Annotated in this window: 12 protein-coding genes; all 12 read right to left on the bottom strand. The window is 40.9% G+C overall.

Annotated features, from left to right (window positions below; genetic code table 11):
- Positions 1-65: 65 nt before the first annotated feature.
- A complete protein-coding gene (locus tag DR017_RS04460) occupies positions 66-3227 on the bottom strand; it encodes an efflux RND transporter permease subunit (RefSeq protein WP_002679985.1) in 3162 nt (1053 codons plus the stop codon).
- A gap of 53 nt (positions 3228-3280) precedes the next feature.
- Positions 3281-4678 (bottom strand): efflux transporter outer membrane subunit, encoded by a 1398-nt coding sequence (locus tag DR017_RS04455; protein WP_002679923.1) that lies wholly within the window; start codon positions 4676-4678, stop codon positions 3281-3283.
- Between the two features lie 146 nt (positions 4679-4824).
- The gene (locus DR017_RS04450; RefSeq protein ID WP_002679962.1) at positions 4825-5742 is read right to left on the bottom strand and encodes a carboxypeptidase-like regulatory domain-containing protein; all 918 of its coding nucleotides are present in this window, start codon (positions 5740-5742) and stop codon (positions 4825-4827) included.
- A 57-nt stretch (positions 5743-5799) separates the two neighbouring features.
- Complete coding sequence (locus tag DR017_RS04445; RefSeq protein ID WP_002679954.1) at positions 5800-6903, bottom strand: efflux RND transporter periplasmic adaptor subunit; 1104 nt, start codon at positions 6901-6903, stop codon at positions 5800-5802.
- Positions 6904-7309: 406 nt separating this feature from the next.
- On the bottom strand, positions 7310-8185 hold the full coding sequence (locus tag DR017_RS04440; protein ID WP_002679908.1) for a geranylgeranylglycerol-phosphate geranylgeranyltransferase: 876 nt from the start codon (positions 8183-8185) through the stop codon (positions 7310-7312).
- A gap of 27 nt (positions 8186-8212) precedes the next feature.
- Entirely contained in the window at positions 8213-9523 is a 1311-nt protein-coding gene (locus DR017_RS04435; protein WP_002679837.1) for a lytic transglycosylase domain-containing protein, read from the bottom strand.
- Between the two features lie 109 nt (positions 9524-9632).
- Complete coding sequence (locus DR017_RS04430; RefSeq protein WP_002679835.1) at positions 9633-11954, bottom strand: penicillin-binding protein 1A; 2322 nt, start codon at positions 11952-11954, stop codon at positions 9633-9635.
- Between the two features lie 82 nt (positions 11955-12036).
- Complete coding sequence (locus DR017_RS04425; protein WP_002679890.1) at positions 12037-12516, bottom strand: gliding motility lipoprotein GldH; 480 nt, start codon at positions 12514-12516, stop codon at positions 12037-12039.
- Positions 12503-13927: a PSP1 domain-containing protein gene (locus DR017_RS04420; protein ID WP_002679839.1), complete on the bottom strand. Its 1425-nt coding sequence runs from the start codon at positions 13925-13927 to the stop codon at positions 12503-12505. The genes DR017_RS04425 and DR017_RS04420 overlap by 14 nt, the downstream gene beginning before the upstream one ends.
- Positions 13928-14150: 223 nt before the next feature.
- On the bottom strand, positions 14151-15812 hold the full coding sequence (locus DR017_RS04415; RefSeq protein WP_002679830.1) for an MBOAT family O-acyltransferase: 1662 nt from the start codon (positions 15810-15812) through the stop codon (positions 14151-14153).
- A gap of 8 nt (positions 15813-15820) precedes the next feature.
- Entirely contained in the window at positions 15821-17281 is a 1461-nt protein-coding gene (locus DR017_RS04410; RefSeq protein ID WP_002679971.1) for an SGNH/GDSL hydrolase family protein, read from the bottom strand.
- Between the two features lie 3 nt (positions 17282-17284).
- Positions 17285-19174 carry a ribosomal protection-like ABC-F family protein gene (abc-f, locus tag DR017_RS04405; protein ID WP_002679940.1) on the bottom strand — a complete coding sequence of 630 codons (1890 nt, stop codon included), beginning with the start codon at positions 19172-19174 and terminating at the stop codon, positions 17285-17287.
- Positions 19175-19283: the final 109 nt, after the last annotated feature.

Raw genomic sequence — 19283 nt, 5'->3', positions numbered from 1 at the left:
CTTTTCTTTTACAATTTATTTGGAAAAATCTTATAGTTCTGTTAAAAAATAAAATGTTTTTTAAATTAATATTCATCTGTTGGGGTTACAAATATCTCATCGGATTTGTGGCGATAACCGCTTATGCGCTCTTGCAAATCTTGGAAAATAACAAAGAGAACGGGTATGACTATCAATCCAAAGAAAGTACCTATCAGCTGTCCTACCGCAGCCCCTGTAGCTACTGAGCGGTTACCTTCAGCACCTACTCCTGAGGCAAATACCAATGGCATCAAACCTACAATGAAAGCGAAAGAGGTCATCAAGATAGGACGCAAACGCGCCATAGCAGCATTGATAGCTGCTTTAGATAGGCTTTCACCCATACGGCGGCGCTGTACAGCAAATTCTACAATCAGAATTGCGTTCTTCGCCAAGAGTCCCATTAGCATAATAAGAGAGATTTGGAAATAGATGTTGTTTTCCAAGCCGAAAAGCCATTGTCCTAAATAAGCCCCAAAGATACCAAAAGGCAATGAGAAGAGCACTGATAATGGCAATAGATAGCTCTCATATTGTGCTGAAAGGATAAAATAAGTAAACACCAAGCTGAGCAAGAAGATGAGTATGGTTTGTGTGCCTGCGGTTTGTTCTTCACGTGTTAAACCTGTATAATCTATACTATAATTAGCATTGAGGGTTTGGGCTGCTACCTCTTGTACTGCTTTTAGGGCATCCCCCGAACTATAATTAGGTTTGTTCTGAGCCGAAATAGATACCGAAGTAAATAGATTATAACGGCTGAGCGATTGAGGTCCAAAGGTACGTGTGAGCGTTACGAACTCGGTAATAGGCGCCATTGTGCCACTAGCTGTTTTTACGAACAAGTTGTTGAGACTATTGAGGTCTTTACGCGCTTCGGGCAACGATTGTACCATTACGCGGTATTGCTTTCCGTAGAGGGTAAAGTCGGTAGCGTAGAAACCTCCTATATAGTTCTGCAAGGTAGAGAGAATCGTGCTCACTGTAATACCTGATTGCATAGCGCGCTCTACATTGATATCCATTTGGTATTGTGGATAATTCACATTGAACGAAGTTTGCGCGAACTGTATTTCGGGGCGTTGCATCAAAGCACCTAAAAATTGTTGTGCATTTTTGTTCACCTCACTGATATCACTTCCGGATTTATCCAAGAGTACAAACGATACCCCACCCCCTATACCAAAACCAGGTACTGAAGACGGTTGGAAGAAAATCACATTAGCATCTTTAACATTAGCTACTGCACGAAAGGCATTGTTGATAATAGACTGGATATCTTGACCAGGGAGTTTAGAGCGCTGTTCAAAAGGTTTCAGTTTGAAGAAGCCCATACCATTGTTGCTACCTTCGCCCGAAATCATACCACGTCCCGTTACAAAGGTAACATTTTCCACCCCTGGGATATTGGAAAGACTTTCGTTTACCTCACGCATAATATTGGCGACACGTTCCATAGAGGCACCAGGAATCATCGATACATCCATCATCACAAACCCTTGATCTTCATTGGGCACAAAGCCCGATTTCATACTTTTATTGGCAAAATAAATACCACCTCCTGCCAAGAGTAAAAGCACTAAAGTTACCGATTTGTGGCGAAGGAAGAAAGTAAAAGTTTGTCCGTATTTATAAGTTGCGGCATTGAAAGCTACATTAAACTTGTGAAAGAACTTACCAAACCACGATTTTTCTTCGTACTGCTTATCACCGTGAGGTTTGAGAAAGAGCGAGCAAAGTACCGGACTGAGGGTGAGCGCATTGATTGCTGAAATCACGATAGCTACAATAAGGGTTACCCCAAACTGTTTGTAGAACACGCCCGTAGTACCGCCCATAAAGGTTACTGGCACAAACACCGCTGCCATTACCAAAGTGATAGAGATAATCGCTCCTGTAATCTCGTTCATAGCCGAAATGGTAGCAGGTTTTGCTTTTTCGTGCGTTTGCTCCATTTTGGCGTGCACCGCCTCGACGACGACTATCGCATCATCCACCACTATACCGATAGCCAATACCAAGGCAAAGAGGGTGAGCATATTGATAGAATAACCAAAGAGGTTCAAGAAGAAGAAAGTACCCACGATAGATACTGGTACCGCAATAGCAGGAATGAGCGTAGAGCGGAAGTCTTGCAAGAAGATATACACTACCAAGAACACCAACAAGAAAGCCTCTAAAAGGGTAGACACCACTTTAGAAATTGCAGCATCTAAGAAAGTATTGGCGTTATAGTTGATAGTATAAGTAATTCCTTCGGGGAAAGAAGGTTTTAGCTCCTCTAAAAGTTTTTCGATATTTTGGATAATCTCGTGAGCATTAGATCCTGGGGTTTGCGAAATACCCATAGCCACCGCAGGACGACCATTGCTTTCAGAAAATCCAGTATATCCCAGAGCGTCGAGTTCTACAGTAGCGACATCTTTGAGGCGAAGTACACGTCCGCCATCTAACGCTTTGAGTACTATATTCTCGTATTCAGACACTTGAGTGTATTTCCCTTTGTATTTAATCACATACTCATAGCTGCTACCGCTATTTTGCCCCAAAGTACCTGCAGCTGCTTCTTTACTTTGAGCTGAAATTGCAGCTGTTACCTCAGTAGGATTGAGACCGTAGGCTTGGAGTTTTTGCGGATTGATCCAAACGCGCATAGAATAAGTTTTTCCTCCAAAAGCACTCGCATCCCCTACCCCACTGATACGTTTGATTGCAGGTATCACATTGATGTTCAAATAGTTTTGCAAGAACACATCGTCTAACTCTTTATTATCTGAAAAGAAGGTAAGGAACATCAGGTTACCAGAGCTCTGTTTGCGTACCGTTACGCCCGATTGGGTTACCTCCGATGGCAAAATAGAGTTCGCACGCGACACCGCATTTTGTACGTTTACCGCCGCAATATCGCCATTGGTACCTTGTTTGAAATAGACTGTAATATTTGCGGAACCACTATTAGAAGCCGATGAGGTGATATAATCCATATTTTCCACCCCATTGATTTGTTCTTCCAGCGGAATTACCACTGCTTTAAGCACTGTTTCGGCATTAGCACCTGCATAGTTAGCCGATACCTGCACCGTTACAGGAGCAATGTCGGGGTATTGGGAAATAGGTAAGGATATAATCCCTAAAATCCCTAAAATAACTATCAGAATAGAAATTACCGTTGATAATACGGGTCTGTTTATAAAACTTTTTATCATAAGTTTAAGTTATAGATTCTTCTTTTTAATTTGCTAATTTACTAATTTGCCAATTATTTCCAGCCACCTCCAAGGGCTTTATACAGGGTGATGCCATACTGCATACGAGTGAATTGTGCATCGGCTACACTAAGTTCGGCATTGAGGCGGTTTACTTCGGCAGTGATGACCTCCAAATAATTCACCATACCACTATCGAATAATTGTTTAGAGAAATCAGTAGCTTTTTGATAGGCTTCCATTTCTTTAGTTTTGAGTTGGATAAACTCGTCTTGAGAGTTGAATTGGTGCATCGCATCGGAGACTTCCTTGCCAGCGGAAAGAATTGCCTTTTTGAAGTTGAGTAAAGCGGTTTCTTGAGCCGCTTTTTGCACTTCGTACTGAGTGCGTATTTGTCGGCGATTGAGGATAGGTTGCGCCAATCCCGCTATAAAGTTAGCAAACATCGATTTGGCTGAAAACCAAGTATCAAGCTCGGTACTGCTAATACCGCCACGAGCGCTGAGGGTGAGGGTAGGATAGAAAGCAGCACGGGCTACATTGGTGAGTTCAAAAGCGTTGCGCAAGTTCAGTTCGGCACGTGCCACATCAGGACGATTTTCGAGCAAACTTACGGCATATCCTTGACGAAATTCAGTAGGAAATTGTTGCTCGGCAAGGGTGCTTCGCTCTATGTAATGAGGCTCTTCGCCCAAGAGTACACAGATGGTATTCTCTAATGCCCACACGCTATTGTTGATTGTAATAAGTTGTGCTTGTGCGTTGTACACGAGTGCTTCAATTTGTTTGGTCGCTACTTCGGTAGTAGAACCTGCATTTTTGAGTTGTTTGGTAGTTTCCAAACTTTTGGTGCGGAACTCAATGGTTTGTTCGAGTACTTTTTTCTGTTCGTCGAGCATCAACAATTGGTAATAAGCTGTTGCTAAAGTTGCTACCACTTCGGACTGTACTGCTTTTTGAGCTTCGACAGTTGCCAAATAAGAGGCATAGGAGGCGCGTTTTTGGGCGGAGAGTTTGCCCCAAATATCGGCTTCCCACGAAGCACTACCCGTGATATCAAATAGGTTGTTGTAAGTACGTTCTCCTAAACCTCCAGCTGCATTGATAGAGTTGGTGCTGCGGGTGTAGTTTGCTCCTACCAAAAGGGTAGGGATAAAAGCAGCTTTACTTTGTTTGAGATAGGCTTGTGATGAAACTACACTTTGCATTGCTACACGTACATCAAGATTGTTAGAAAGCGCCTTGCTGATGTGCTGCTGGAGAGTGGCATCGGTGAAGATGTTGCGCCAAGATACATTGGCACTGCTAAGGCTATCCGTAGGGATATTATCCGTACGGAAAAGTTTTTCATTTACGACATTGGGACACTCGTAAGTTTTGCGACCTGCACAAGCGGTAAGGGTAAGGGCTATAGTTACTATAGCAACTGATTTATAGATGATTTTGTACATATTAGTTGTTAGGGGTTAGGGGTTCAGACGGGGTAGGTGTTAGGGGTTAGGTGTCAGGGGTTAGGGGGTTCAGACGGGGCAGACAAGTCAGACGGGTCTGATGAAAGTGTAAAAGAGAATAGAAATATAGTAAATTGGGTCGTCGCTTATTGTTTTTTCTGAGCTTTACGGGCTTGTCGTTTATCGTATTTCTTCTTAGCTTTTTCAGTAACTGCTACCAATACCCCATTGATAGCTCCAGAACAACAAATAGCTGTAGCTGCTGCTGGAGTAAGGTAATGAATCTCTTTTGAAATCTTTTGCCTGCTTGTTTTCTCTCGGAACTTCTTCTTGTCCATAGGCATACCATCCAATACAAAGAGAGGTGTAGCACAATAGTCCTCTGAAATTTGCGCTATTGCTCTGGGAGGAATCTGCTTTATCATCTCTTCTATATACGCTTTCTCTGCTTCTTTGTAAGTACCTTCAAATGACCCCTCAAAATTTATTTCTTGAGTTTTCTCTTCATCGGTAATCAGTTTACAAGAAGTACAACAATGCACCATCAGCATATCCCAGCGATCAGCTTTAATTGTGTAATTTCCTAAACTATCGGTATAAGTCTCAGTATTCCTATCTTTGTTATATACCCTAATATTAGCCAAAGGTTTGCCTTGTTTATCTGTAATTTTCCCTGAAACCACTATAAGGCGATAGGTTTGATAGAATTCCCAAATCTCTGCATAAAGTTGCTCTTCCTTGTTGAGCCGTCTATTGGGAGGATTATTAGCAAGTGCTTTTGCTTTCCGAAAAGTTTCCTTAGTGATAAGATATACCGCTCCATATTTTGCACTACTGCCAAAAAGATTTTTAGCTTCTTCTCTAAAAAGCACCAAGATTTCGGCTATATCTTTGGGTCGAAGTTTTTTAAACTTTAGACTCCATTTAGTAATTTTCTTCCCATCGATAATATAAAGAGGGGGCTCGTTAGGAATTCTTCCTATATCCTTTATGCCTCCGCCTTGGGATTCCTTAACTTGTGCTGTGAGAGGCAGAGAAAAGAGTAATAATAACAAATATTTCATAATAACGAGGGGCAAATGACGAGTTACGAATGACGAATGACGGGGGGCAACTTTTCACTAAAAGATGGGTTGTATTTTCTTTACAAGCTCTTCCATTGAAATAGGTTGGGGTTTGATCACGGTACCGGTATGTACTTTGTTGAGACCTTGAGCGAGGATGGTATCACCTTTTTTAAGTCCGCTTTCTACAACTGCATAGTTATCGGCGCGGTTTTTAAGTGTGATAACGGTTTGTCGCAAGGAGTCTTTTTCGGCTACACGGTATACAAATACTTTTCCTTGTTGCTCAAAAGTAGCTACCTCAGGAATTACCAGTGAGTTACTAAAATGTTGGGGTATTTTAATGGTTCCGCTATTGCCATTAGTGAGCAATTTGTTAGGATTAGGGAAAGTAGCGCGGAACTGTATGCTACCCGTAGAGGGGTCAATTTGTCCGGTTACCGCTTGAATTTTACCTTTCTCGGCATATTCTTTTCCGTTAGCTAATACCAAAGAAGCCTCAGGTAGGTTTTTGAGTTTCTCGGCAGTGGTTTTACCTTCGGTGTTAGCTAAAAAGTCGAGGTATTCTTTCTCGTTCATTGAAAAATAAGCATATACCTCTTTCACATCAGAAACAGTGGTAAGCACTGTATTATTGGCAGTTACTAAAGCGCCTTCGCGGAAGTTGATTGCTCCTACCACCCCATTTACAGGTGCTTTCACTACAGCAAAACCAATATTACTCGCCACCTCGTTGTAGGCAGCTTGAGCGTGTTGCAAGTTGGCTTTGGCAGTTGCTAATTGCACGGGACTCACAATATTTTTTTCTACCAATGGCACCAATTTATCTACCTCTACCTTAGCGACCTCTACCGCTGCTTTGGCTGAGGCTGCCGACTGGTTAAGCGTTTGAGTTTCTAACTGAAACAAGGGTTGCCCTTGGGTTACTACCTGACCTTCGTCTACTAATACCTTAGTGATATAACCTGATATTTTGGCTTGTACGGAGCTGTTTACAATACCTTCAATATTCACTGGATAAGAGAGTTGAGAAACCGTATTTTGTTCACCTACTACAATCACTGGATAAGCCTCAGGTTCTTTTGATTGTTGTTGCTGTTGATTTCCATTATTACAAGCTACCAATGCGATAGCTGCTGCTGCTAAAAAAAATTTATTCATTATACTTTAATTATTAGTTGTTAGTTTTAGGACAAGTCGGACGGGGTTAACAAGTCGGAGAAAGTAGATGAGGTTGAAGTTAGAGGGTAAGGATAAGGATTATTGACAAAAGTAGTTCAAAAATAGTTATAGGCAAGTGTGGAATGGCGTTAATCTTTTGTTAAAGTTTAGAAAATGAGACCTATACGCTGTTTTAAAACTATGGTGCAAAGGTAGGGTGAAGTAGAGATTTAGGCAAATAATATCGACAGAAAGGCTGATTTTATCGACGAAAAACGCAAAATACGAGGTGTGAACCCCCGAACCCCCGAAGGGGACAATCCTGAGTGGTAGCCCCCGAACCCCCGAAGGGGGACAATCCAGAAAGGAGTCTATTATAAGTCTCAATGAAACAATATGCTATTTTTTAACTATTGATTTGCTTTACTAATATTACACTAAAGACTCCCATTACGAGAATCACTCTAAGCATATTGTGTAAAGCTCTGTATTGAGGTTGGATTTGGCTTTTCCAAAGAAAGGCTACAAAAAACAATAAATAAAGTATTGTGAAGTAGAGAAAGTACGTCAGTTTGAATATGGCGAAGCTATGGAGTAGCCAATAGATAGGCAGAAAGCAGAGCAATATACTCGAGGTGATGAGTTTTTTAGCAAAACGTTCGCCATAGACCACAGGGATTGTGGCGTAGTTATGTGTGAGATCACCTTTGATATTTTGCAAATCTTTGATGAACTCTTTGGTAAGCATCAACAGAAAAATGAGTAAAGCGTGTGCGAAAATAACTGTTTCAAAATTGCGATAATACACAAATACTGCGAAGAAAGGTATAATGGCTAAACTTGCCGAAGTGAGATTCCCCCAGAGTAGTAACTTCTTGATACGATGTGAATAAAGCCACATAGTGAAAATGTAACCCGAAAAGAAAACTACTGCCCTAAACGACACGTAACTCGCTACAATCACTGAAAGAAAATTGAGTAAAAAATAAAGTGTAAGTTTGGTATTCTGACTTACCAAATGATTGATCATCGTTTGGGTAGGTTTATTAATCAGGTCTTTATCTTTGTCATAAAAACCATTGATAATATACCCTCCTGCGATAGCTAAAGCTCCTGCAATGACTAACATTAGCAAGTGAGTATCGGAGAGGACTTCTCGCCAAGATTGTTTAGAAAGTACGAAGATAGACGCTAAGTACTGAGCTACACACACCATTGCGATGTTGTAGCCTCGCACTGCCGAAAAAAGCCCCAATAATTTTAATAAAGCTCTTCTCTTCATTTTGTCTAATTTTTATTGTAAGTTCTATTACTTGTAAATAGAAAGTCGTTGACCTACGCGTACTTTATTGCTTTTCATTCGGTTCCAACGTTTGAGATTATTGATACTCACACCGTGGCGACTTGCGATTTTACCCAAGTTATCGCCTTTTTTCACCGTGTAAATCGTTTTTTTAGTAGATTTACCTCCTGCATATTGTTCTCCTTTAGCTACTTCTGGAAGTATTTGTTCGCGTTGGGCTTTTTGTTCGTTTAGATAGTTGTAGATGGCTTGTTCATTGGCTACAAATTTACCTATCTCTGAAATAGGCAAGCGCACCGCATAGTTACGTCCTTCTACATAAGGCACTACATCTAACTGATATGAAGGATTAAAAAACTGAATATCTTGTACATCCATACCTGTAATTTCGGCTATATCCTTAAACGGAATTGCTTGTTTTACACGAATAGTATCAGTTTGGAAAAGGTGATTGGCGCGCTTTTGAGGTTTGAAGCCGTGTTCTTTAGCATATTCAAAAATATAGAGTGTTGCCAAGAAGGCAGGGACATATCCCGCTGTTTCACGAGGAAGATAGGGGCGCAAATTCCAATAGTTAGTCTTGCCATTAGAACGGCGTATAGCTTTGGTTACATTGCCAGGACCTGAGTTATAGGCTGCGAGAGTTAAATCCCAGTCACCAAATATTTTGTAGAGTTCGTTTAAGTATTTGGCTGCTGCTTTAGTAGAACGAACGGGGTCGCTGCGTTCATCGACATAGTTATTCACCTCTAAACCATAGCTTTTACCCGTAGCATACATAAATTGCCACAAACCTGTAGCCCCTGCACGTGAACGCGCTTTAGGGTTCAAAGCAGATTCAATAATGGCAAGGTATTTCATTTCAAGAGGGATTTTCTGGTTACTCATTTCCTGCTCGAACATTGGGAAATAGTAATCACTGAGGCTCATCAGGCGTTCCAAGGAAGAACGGCGGTTTTTCAAAAACGATTTGATCACCTGTTCTAATACGGGATTATACTCCACATTAAAAGGTGTTTTCTCGTTGAGCTTGCGCAAGCGTTCTTTGAGTACTTCGGTGGGCAACTCGCTGTAATCTACATCGGTAGGGGTAGCGGCTACATCTTCACTCATCTGAAAGAACAAATCAGAATTTGATAATTCTTTCAGCCATTTTTCATCATATTTTCTTACGTTAGGATTATCGTTGAGTTTGCGTAATCCTTCACGTTTAGGATTCTTATTTATAGTGTCTTTTTGAGAGAATTGCGCCTGCATTGGCATACTACCTAAAAGCAAGCAAGCGAGGGTAGTAAGAGTATATTTTCCAAGTTTCATATTCTTAAATAATGTAAGTGTGTTTTTTAGTTTATTATCGTAAGGGCGACAAAACTACTAAAAATATTACAAAGACGCAAATATTCGCTCAAAAAAGTATTTCGTTTCTCTAAAAATCGATTTCGGGCTCTTCTGTACCTCCTTCTTTTTCTTTGCTACAATCTATAGGGATTTCTATATTTTGAGGAGCTGGGAAAGCACCTTTAGAAACGTTCAAATCTTTATCGGCATAGCATTTTTTCATATAATAACCGAATACAGGGAGTGCCATAGTAGCCCCTTGACCGTAGGCAGTAGTACGGAAGTGTATCGCGCGGTCTTCTCCTCCTACCCAAACACCGGTAACAAGGTTAGGTACCATACCGATAAACCAACCATCACTGTTGTTTTGGGTTGTTCCTGTTTTACCTGCAATAGGGTTCGTAAACTGATAAGGGTAACCAGTCATCACATTCTTATAAATCGCATTGTAAGTTTCAGCTCCTTTGGTACGCAAGCGCGCCCCTGAACCATAACGTGTAACACCCTCCATCAAGTTTACCACTGCACGTGCTACTTCAGCACTTACTACATCGTGAGTTTCGGGAGTGTTCTCGAATAGTACTGTACCATTCTTATCTTCTATACGAGTTACCAACACTGGTTTTACATATACACCCTCATTAGCAAAGGTGCCATAAGCGCCTACCATTTGGAAGACTGTAGCATCGGCAGTACCTAAGGCTATAGAAGGCATTTCGGGTATATTAGAAGTGATACCGAGTTTTCGCACCAAATTGATAACAGGTATAGGTCCCACTTTGTCCATTAGATTTACTGTAATAGAGTTCACCGAGTTTGCCAAAGCGTATTTGAGGGTCATCATCTTACCGGTGAAATTACCCGTAGAGTTACGCGGACACCACGCTTGTACATTGCCATATTTATTAGCTTCCACACAAGTTAGGATATCAGGAAGTTCCAAACAAGGCGAATAGTGCAACTGGTCGATAGCAGTAGCATATACAAAAGGTTTGAAAGTAGAACCTGTTTGGCGAGCGCCTTGTACCACTTGATCGTATTGGAAGTGCTTGTAGTTGATACCTCCTACCCATGCTTTGATATGTCCTGTTTGAGGTTCCATAGACATCATACCCGTACGCAAATAAGCTTTGTAGTACAATATAGAGTCGCGTGGGGTCATAATAGTATCTTTTTCACCTTTCCAACTGAACACACGCATCTCTACTTTCTTATCAAAGGATTCGCGGATTTCTTTTTCGGAATATCCTAAATATTTAAGATGTATCCAGCGATTAGAATTTTTCATCGCGCGCTCCATCAGGTTTTTATACTCTTCTTTAGAGACTTTTACAAAAGGATAAGTAGCATTTTTCTTAGGGTTATTCTCGGCATCGAAGGCTTTTTGCAGCTGTTTCATATGAGCTTTCACAGCAGCCTCGGCATAAGCCTGCATCTTAGAATCAATAGTGGTATAGACTTTCAATCCATCGAGGTAAAGATTGTGTTTAGTACCATCGGGTTTAGGGTTTTGGTCAATCCACGTTTTCATATAAGAACGCAGATACTCACGGAAGTAGGTTGCCATCCCATCATTATGACTTTCGGGGGTAAACTTAATCTTCAATGGCAATTTTTGCAAAGAATCTTTTTGTTCTTGAGTGATATAGTTGTTCTTAGCCATTTGGGCGAGTACCACGTTGCGGCGATTGGTTACCCCTTCTTTATTTTTTACGGGATTGTAGAGGGCAGAGTTTTTGAACATTCCCACTAACATTGCCCCTTCTTCTATTTTGAGGTTTTTAGGTTCTTTATCGAAGTAAATTTTAGCCGCTGAGCGTATGCCATCGGCATTGTTATTGAAGTCGTAGATATTGAAATACATTGCCAATATCTCTTCCTTAGTATATTGTTTTTCAAGGCGAGTAGCAATCACCCATTCTTTTATTTTTTGGGTATAACGCGCTAACCCTCTGGTTTTTTCCTTGTGAAAGAGCTGTTTAGCCAATTGTTGTGAGATAGTGGAAGCCCCTCCTTTACTACCTAAATAGACCATTGCGCGCAGTGTACCGCGGACATCTATCCCTGAATGCTCATAGAAACGTTCGTCTTCGGTAGCGATGAGCGCATCAACTAAATGTTTAGGTAAATCTTTGAAGCGAATAGGGGTACGATTTTCATCTAAATAGAATTTCCCTAATGATTTACCATCGGCTGTAACGATTTCGGTAGCCAAATTGGTTTCAGGATTTTCCAAGTGCTGGAAGTCGGGCATTTCACCCAACAAGCCAAAAGAAGCTGATACAAAGAGCAATATCACTCCTACTACACCTGCTATAAAAATATACCAAAACCATCTCACCACTGCACTGAGTCCTTTTTTAGACTTGCGGCTGCTACTGGTGCTGTTTGTGCTGTTTTCTTTTTTCATAGTTTATTATTTTTTTAAGTCTCCCACGAATTTCACGAATTTACACGAAATTGAGACTATATAAAACTCTTTTGTTAGGCAATTATTTATTAGTTTCTTCTCGCAATCCTACTTCGGTAATTCCTTTGAGGACTGGCACTCCCTCATTGTCACCGATTTTGCGCATTGCTTGTTCTATTTTGATATTGTACTTGCCTTTCGCAGGAAAAACAAATTGTTCTTTGTACCACAATTTGCTCTCTTTCACTGCTGAATAACCATCACCTAACCATTTACCTTCGGGGGTTGCCATTTCGTACTGCAAGGTATCGACAATTACTTTATCGCTATTAGGCACTTCCATTTTGGCAATCAGGTAGATATTGCTAAACTCGTAATGCTCATCATTGCGCAACATTATAAATAGGTTTTTCTTAGCCAAAGTATCGTTTTCCTCTATAAGAAAAGTTACAGGCTCATTTTTAGTCCAACCATTAGGCAAGGATACATATTCGCTATAAGTTACCCCATTTTGGCAAGAGACAAGGAATATCAATAGCAATAATATACTAAACGTTCTCATTTTTAGGTTTATCGGCATTAGGAGCTTTAGGTTTGTTATTCTTATTATTAAACTTTTTCTTGGCAGCATTAGGGTTGTTATTGCTGTTGTTATTAGCATTATTGCCATTGTTATTAGCATTGTTGCTATTATTCTTAGGCTTGAATTGTTGTTTCTTTTTGTTAGGTTGCCCTTGTTTAGGCTGCCCTGATTGTGCCTGATTAGGCTGATTTTGCTGTGCTTGTGCCTGTGCTTGTTGGGGTTTGTTATCCCGCTGAGGCTTATTGGCATTAGTATTTTTCTTGTTGTTACGCTTGGTCTTTTTGCGTTTAGGCGTATCGAAACGGGTGATGCTATCTTCCTCTACTGGAGCGAGTTCTATACCTTCATAAGCTGAAGTGTTCTTACGAGAGGACAAATCGGTAACTATAGCGTACTCTTCTAATTCCTCAATAGGTTCCCCCTCTTTGTTAATCTCTATGATTTCCTTTACGCTATCTACTGACAGTTTGTGCCAAGTGATAGGGTTCTCATCATAAGTGAACCACATTAAACGCTTGAAAATATCTATTTTTTGGCACGATGCCATACCGCGCTGTGTGTGGAGTTTCACATCGGTACGAGGAAAATCTTGTAAGGCATCGAGATAAGTATCGAGTTCGAAGTTCAAACAGCATTTGAGTTTGCCACACTGCCCTGCGAGTTTTTGAGGGTTGAGGGACAATTGCTGGTAACGCGCTGCAGATGTAGAAACGCTTCTGAAATCGGTGAGCCAAGTAGAGCAGCAAAGTTCACGACCACAAGAGCCTATCCCACCTAAACGAGCAGCCTCTTGACGGAAACCTATTTGTCGCATTTCTATACGCACCGAAAAGGCTTTTGCCATATCCTTGATGAGCTGACGGAAATCTACACGCCCTTCGGCAGTATAGTAGAACGTTGCTTTAGAGCCGTCGCCTTGAAATTCTACATCGGAGATTTTCATCTCTAAGCCCAAGGCAATAGCTAATTCACGCGATTGTTTTTGCACTTCTATCTCTTTAGCTCGTGACTGTTGCCACACATCGATATCGTGCTGATTGGCTTTGCGATACACACGTGGTATCTCGCCCTCCCAATCCACTTTGCGCTTTTTCATTTGCGAACGCACTAATTCACCAGTGAGGGTTACTACCCCTACATCGTGCCCTGAAGGAGCTTCGGTAGCTACTACATCGCCCATTTGGAGGGGCAATTTATCTACATTGCGAAAATACTCCTTACGACTGTTCTTGAAGCGCACTTCTACGCAATCAAAATACTCTTGTCCGCCAAGGAGTTGGGTATTTGCCAGCCAATCAAAAACAGATAGTTTGGCAGTGCCAAAGCTACGGGCTCCGCAGTTTGTATTACAACTATTATTTGTATTGTGTGTGCAAGTATTGCAACTCATTTTTCTATGATTATTACGTTAATAGAGTGGGCGTAACAGCCCTTTCAATCGGCAAAAATACGAATAATTTGGGAATTTGCAAATTTGAGAATTAGCAAATTAGAGAAAAGTAGAGAGAATATTATAGGAAAAAGCTCAGAAAATCTTGTAAGATTTCTGAGAGTCCTGAAAAGAGTAGAGAGACGAAAAGAGCTGATTATTGATTCCTAAATCCTAATTTTGCTTAAAACTGAAAATAGATAAATGGCTGTATATCGGTAGAATAGGCTTGATAACATATCAACACTACTACTAAAGCGATAGCAGCTTTTACCACGTAATGGCTTTCGGCAAAAACGTGCTCAGTATAATCTTTCCAGCTTTGAGGCAACCAATGGGTAATATAGCCTATGAGAATGATTCCTAAACTGATATTGTTGTACTTCATCACTTGCATAGCTGACCCCCAGTCCATATTATGAGCGACTTGGTCAAACCACTGGTTTACACTCTCCATATCATTACTGCGGAAGAACACACGGGTGAAAGAGATAAAAGCAAAAGTAAAAGTTATTTTCCAAACACGTGCTACCCACAAATTGCTGTTCTCATACGGACTAATCTTACGCCAATACTTATAAGCTACCACTCCCAAACCATTGAGTCCGCCCCAGATGACAAACTTCCACGACGCACCGTGCCACAAGCCCCCAATGAGCATTGTGAGCATAATGTTGATATTGGTAGTGAGGTAACGCTCAAAAGGTTTATAAAAGAAAGCAACCGCAGAGCCCGCTACTAATAGTAGCCCTGTGATGAGGGTAAATGCTAGATTGTTGATAGCTACTACCAAAATTACCACAAAGAGCAAGGAGAAGACAAAAGTTCCTATGGTACTATTGCGGTTACCCCCTAATGGGATGTACAAATAGTCCTTTAACCAAGTGGAAAGGGAGATATGCCAACGTTTCCAGAAATCGCCGCAGTTCAGAGCTTTATAAGGAGAATTGAAGTTTACAGGCAATTGGAAACCCATTAGCAGTGCCACCCCTATGGCTATATCAGTATAACCAGAGAAATCGCCATAGATTTGCAACGAATAGCCTATGAGAGCCAGTACATTAGCAAAGCCCGTGTGCATAGAAGGGGCATCGAATACTTTGTCTAAGAAGTGCAAAGCGATGAAATCGGCAAAAATCATCTTTTTGATAAGCCCTTTGAGAATGAAAAATATTGCCTTGTTAAACTCTTCTTTAGAAACAACTGTTTTTTTAAGAATTTGAGGCACAAACTCTTCGGCACGCACGATAGGTCCTGCTACAAGTTGAGGGAAGAAACTCACATAGAAACCAAAATCGAGTATAGATTTGAGCGGTGTTACTTTGTTGCGATAGACATCTACTGTATAACTAATCGTTTGGAAAGTATAGAAAGAAATCCCTACGGGCAGAATTATTTTATCGACAGTGAAATACCCCTGATTGCTAAAACCATTTGCCCAATAAGCCAAATAGTTAAAAGTTTGATGATGGGTATGGAATAGCGCGTTGTAAGTATCGGTAAAGAAATAAGCGTATTTGAAATATGCTAACACAAACAAATTCAAGCAAACGCTCACGGTTACAGCTATTTTGCGATGGCGTTCTTCAGTTTGGCGATAGATGTAATGCCCCAGATAAAAATCGGTAACAGTACTGAACACCAATAGCAATACAAAGAGACCGCTTGCCTTGTAATAGAAATAAAAACTAGCGAGTAGCAAAAACAGATTGCGCAGGTGTCGGCGTCGGTAAATTAGAGCAAAAATGGCATATACCAAGACGAAGAATATCCAGAAGTCTATCCGCACAAAGGTAAGCGGATGTTCGGGATTAAAAGTAAAGAAATTGTTGAAAAAGTCTGTCATAAAATCTGTTATTCTACCGCCGCGAGGTCGTTATGTAGACATTGATAAAATACTTCTGAAATAAGTTTGGTTCCTTTAGGGCTAAAATGGACATAATCGGCAGCAGCCATACCTTCTTTAACCCACGTAATCATAGAGTTTTCACCTCCCATAGCCTCATACATACTGAAATAAGCAATATCGTTTTTCATACACTCTTCTTTCATCAAATCATTGAGTTTAGGAACGTAAGGATAAGTGATGCGCTTGCCATTGCGCGAGGTGGTCATATCGCCATTGCCTATGAGCATAAACATCGCATTAGGATTGGCGCGTTTCACCCATTTCATATTGAAAATGAGCCCTTCAACATAGTCTTTCAGCTGCTGATCGGTTTTCATATAAGGAATTGTATTACCCCCGAACTCAAAAATAAAGAGGTCGGGTTTGCGGACAGCAGACATTTGGCGGTAATTCTCATAGTTCATACGGGTGAAAATACGCCCTGCTTCACCGCGCATTGCCACGTTATCGGCGCGCACTCCCGAAGCTGCATCAAGGGTAATTCCATAGAAATCAGGACTTACACGTGCTTCTAATTCTACGCGTAATTCTTCGGGGGTAGTAGCGAAATTCAGTTGATAGTTATGGTATTTACCATCGGCGATAAGGGTATCAATTTTAATTACATTTTTTCCTTGATATACCTTAATCGCAGTTCGGCTGATAGCATTGCCATAGTGCAAGCCAAATTTAGTGTAGTTTTGCAAACGTGCGTAGGATTTTTTAGAAGGTTTGATTGTAAAAGATGCCTTTGTAGGTTTCAACAAGGCTGTATCGTTTACATAAGGTGTAAATCGCGAATAAGTAGCAAAAAGTCCGTAGCTATTGTGTTTCACAGTTTTGCGCTGTTTACGGTCGAAGAAAGCATAACGCATCCAGTTAGGTGAAGCCACAATATCTATACTATTTTGGCTATATACTACTTTGATAGGGATAAATCCAGGTCCGCCCCCACCATAGGAAAGTTGCAAGCGGTTGCGCATATAAGCTGTAATGCGGTCTCCCTCTATTTGAGAGTCGCCATAGTGTACAATTTGGCATACTCCCTGAGTGAGCTTGGCTTTGAGGCGCTTGATATAATCAATTTTATTACCAGGGTAATAGATTTTACCTTCTACATTGGTATCTAAAGTATGCAGCGAATCTTTTTCGATAGTATCGTTAGTTGCTAAGTTTTTTGTTTTCTCATCAACAATACTCCCTGAAGTTTCTTTGATAAGTTCATCGAGTTTGTTGTTCTCTTTTTCATCAGCTTTGAAGAGTTCTCCTAAAATATCGGGAGTAGGATAGCGCAACATCGCATCACCAAAGGCAATACCTTCACGCACCATACCATTGGCGGTGGTGTGATAACGACTGAAAAAGGTCATTGCAAAAAGGGCAGCGAGTAGCCCCACGATAAAGAGTAAGATTTTCTTAGGTTGCATAGATTAACTCATTAAAGATTCCCATTCGGTCATTAAATCCTCCAACTGTTGTTTTTTCTGTTCGTACTGTTTGTAGAACGCATCGGTTTGTACGCCTTGTCCCATTTGTTCGTTCATCGTTTTGAGTTCCTGTTCAAGCTCAGTGATGTTGCGTTCTATTTTATTGAGTTTGTTTTGAGCTGCTTTCTGTTGTTTTTGTTCTTCGAAAGAGAGTTTTTCAGGAGTTTGAGCAGCTTTAGTAGCAGTAGTAGTCGTTTCTTTAGGTTGTTCTATTTCACGGAAATTAGCGACAGCGCGTTGCTCTAAATAGAAATCGATATCGCCCAAATATTCTTTGAGGTGTTGGTTTTTAAATTCGTACACTTTATCTGTGAGTCCTTGCAAGAAATCACGGTCGTGTGACACGATGATGAGCGTTCCTTCGAATTGCTGAAGTGCTTTTTTAAGTACATTTTTGCTCTTGATATCCAAGTGGTTCGTAGGCTCGTCCATTACCAAGACATTGAAATCCGACAGCAACATTTTAGCCAATGCCAAGCGATTGCGCTCACCCCCTGAAAGCACTTTCACTTTCTTATCTACCTCGTCGCCGCGGAAGAGGAAAGAGCCCAGAATATCGCGTATTTTCATACGATTGCTATCGTTAGCAGCGTTGAACATCGTATCGAGCACAGTGAGTTCACCATCTAAATAGTCGGCTTGATTTTGGGCAAAATACCCCAATTGCACATTATGACCTAACTTGATAGTTCCGTCGTACGGAATTTCGCCTACAATCATCTTGGCGAGGGTAGTTTTCCCTTGTCCGTTTTGCCCTACAAACGCCACTTTGCTACCGCGTTCTACAAGCAAACTCACGTGGCTAAGCACTTGTTTTTCGCCGTAGTTTTTAGAAACATCGTCTATTTCGAGCACCACTTTCCCTGGAGTTACCGATACAGGAAAACGCACATTCATCACGGCGTTATCCTCCTCATCTACCTCTATGCGCTCTATCTTGTCAAGTTTTTTCATCAGCGATTGCGCCATAGAAGCCTTAGTAGCTTTTGCACGGAATTTTTCAATCAGCTTTTCAGTTTGCTGAATTTTCTTTTCTTGATTTTTTTGTGAAGCGAGTTGTTGCTCACGTATTTCTTGGCGCAATGCCAAAAATTGAGTGTAGGGTTTAGGGTAATCGTATATTTTGCCTACTGAAATCTCGATAGTGCGATTGGTAACATTATCGAGAAACATCCTATCGTGAGAGACGATTACCACTGCCCCACTATAAGTTGTGAGAAATTGTTCCAACCATATAATCGACTCGATATCCAAGTGGTTCGTAGGCTCGTCCAGCAACAACACATCGTTGTTCTGCAAGAGCAGTTTTGCTAACTCTATGCGCATACGCCAACCTCCTGAAAAGCTATCGGTGAGTTTATCAAAATCACTACGCTGGAAACCAAGACCTTGTAATACTTTTTCGGTTTCACCTTGGTACTGATAGCCCCCGATGAGATCAAAACGATGTGTATAATCGCTTAGTTTATCGAGCAAATCGTGGTATTCCTGACTATCATAATCAGTGCGAGTTTCTATTTGATGATGAATATCGTCTAACTGACGTTCTAATGCTTTGATCTCGGTAAATGCCTGATAGGCTTCTTCTAAGATAGTGCGCCCTTTTACAAAATCGATATCCTGCTTGAGGAAACCAATGCGCACATCTTTATCGGTAGCGATTCCGCCAGTATCGGGTTTTAGTTCGCGTGAAAGCAGTTTGAGCATTGTAGATTTACCTGCTCCATTCTTACCGATAAGCCCCACACGGTCGCCTGCATTGAGCATAAAAGCAACATCCTCAAAGAGGTATTCACCTTGAAAAGAAACAGATAGATTGTGAACGTTCAGCATAGAGAATAATTAGCAATTGATAATTGACTACTGACAATTAATAATTTAAAAACGGGGGCAAAAGTACGAATAATTTGTGAATTAGCAAATTAGCAAATTGGCTATTTGA

It is taken from the genome of Capnocytophaga sputigena (assembly GCF_900446695.1).
Taxonomy (GTDB): Bacteria; Bacteroidota; Bacteroidia; order Flavobacteriales; family Flavobacteriaceae; genus Capnocytophaga; species Capnocytophaga sputigena.
This window is presented reverse-complemented; position numbering and strand designations above follow the sequence as displayed.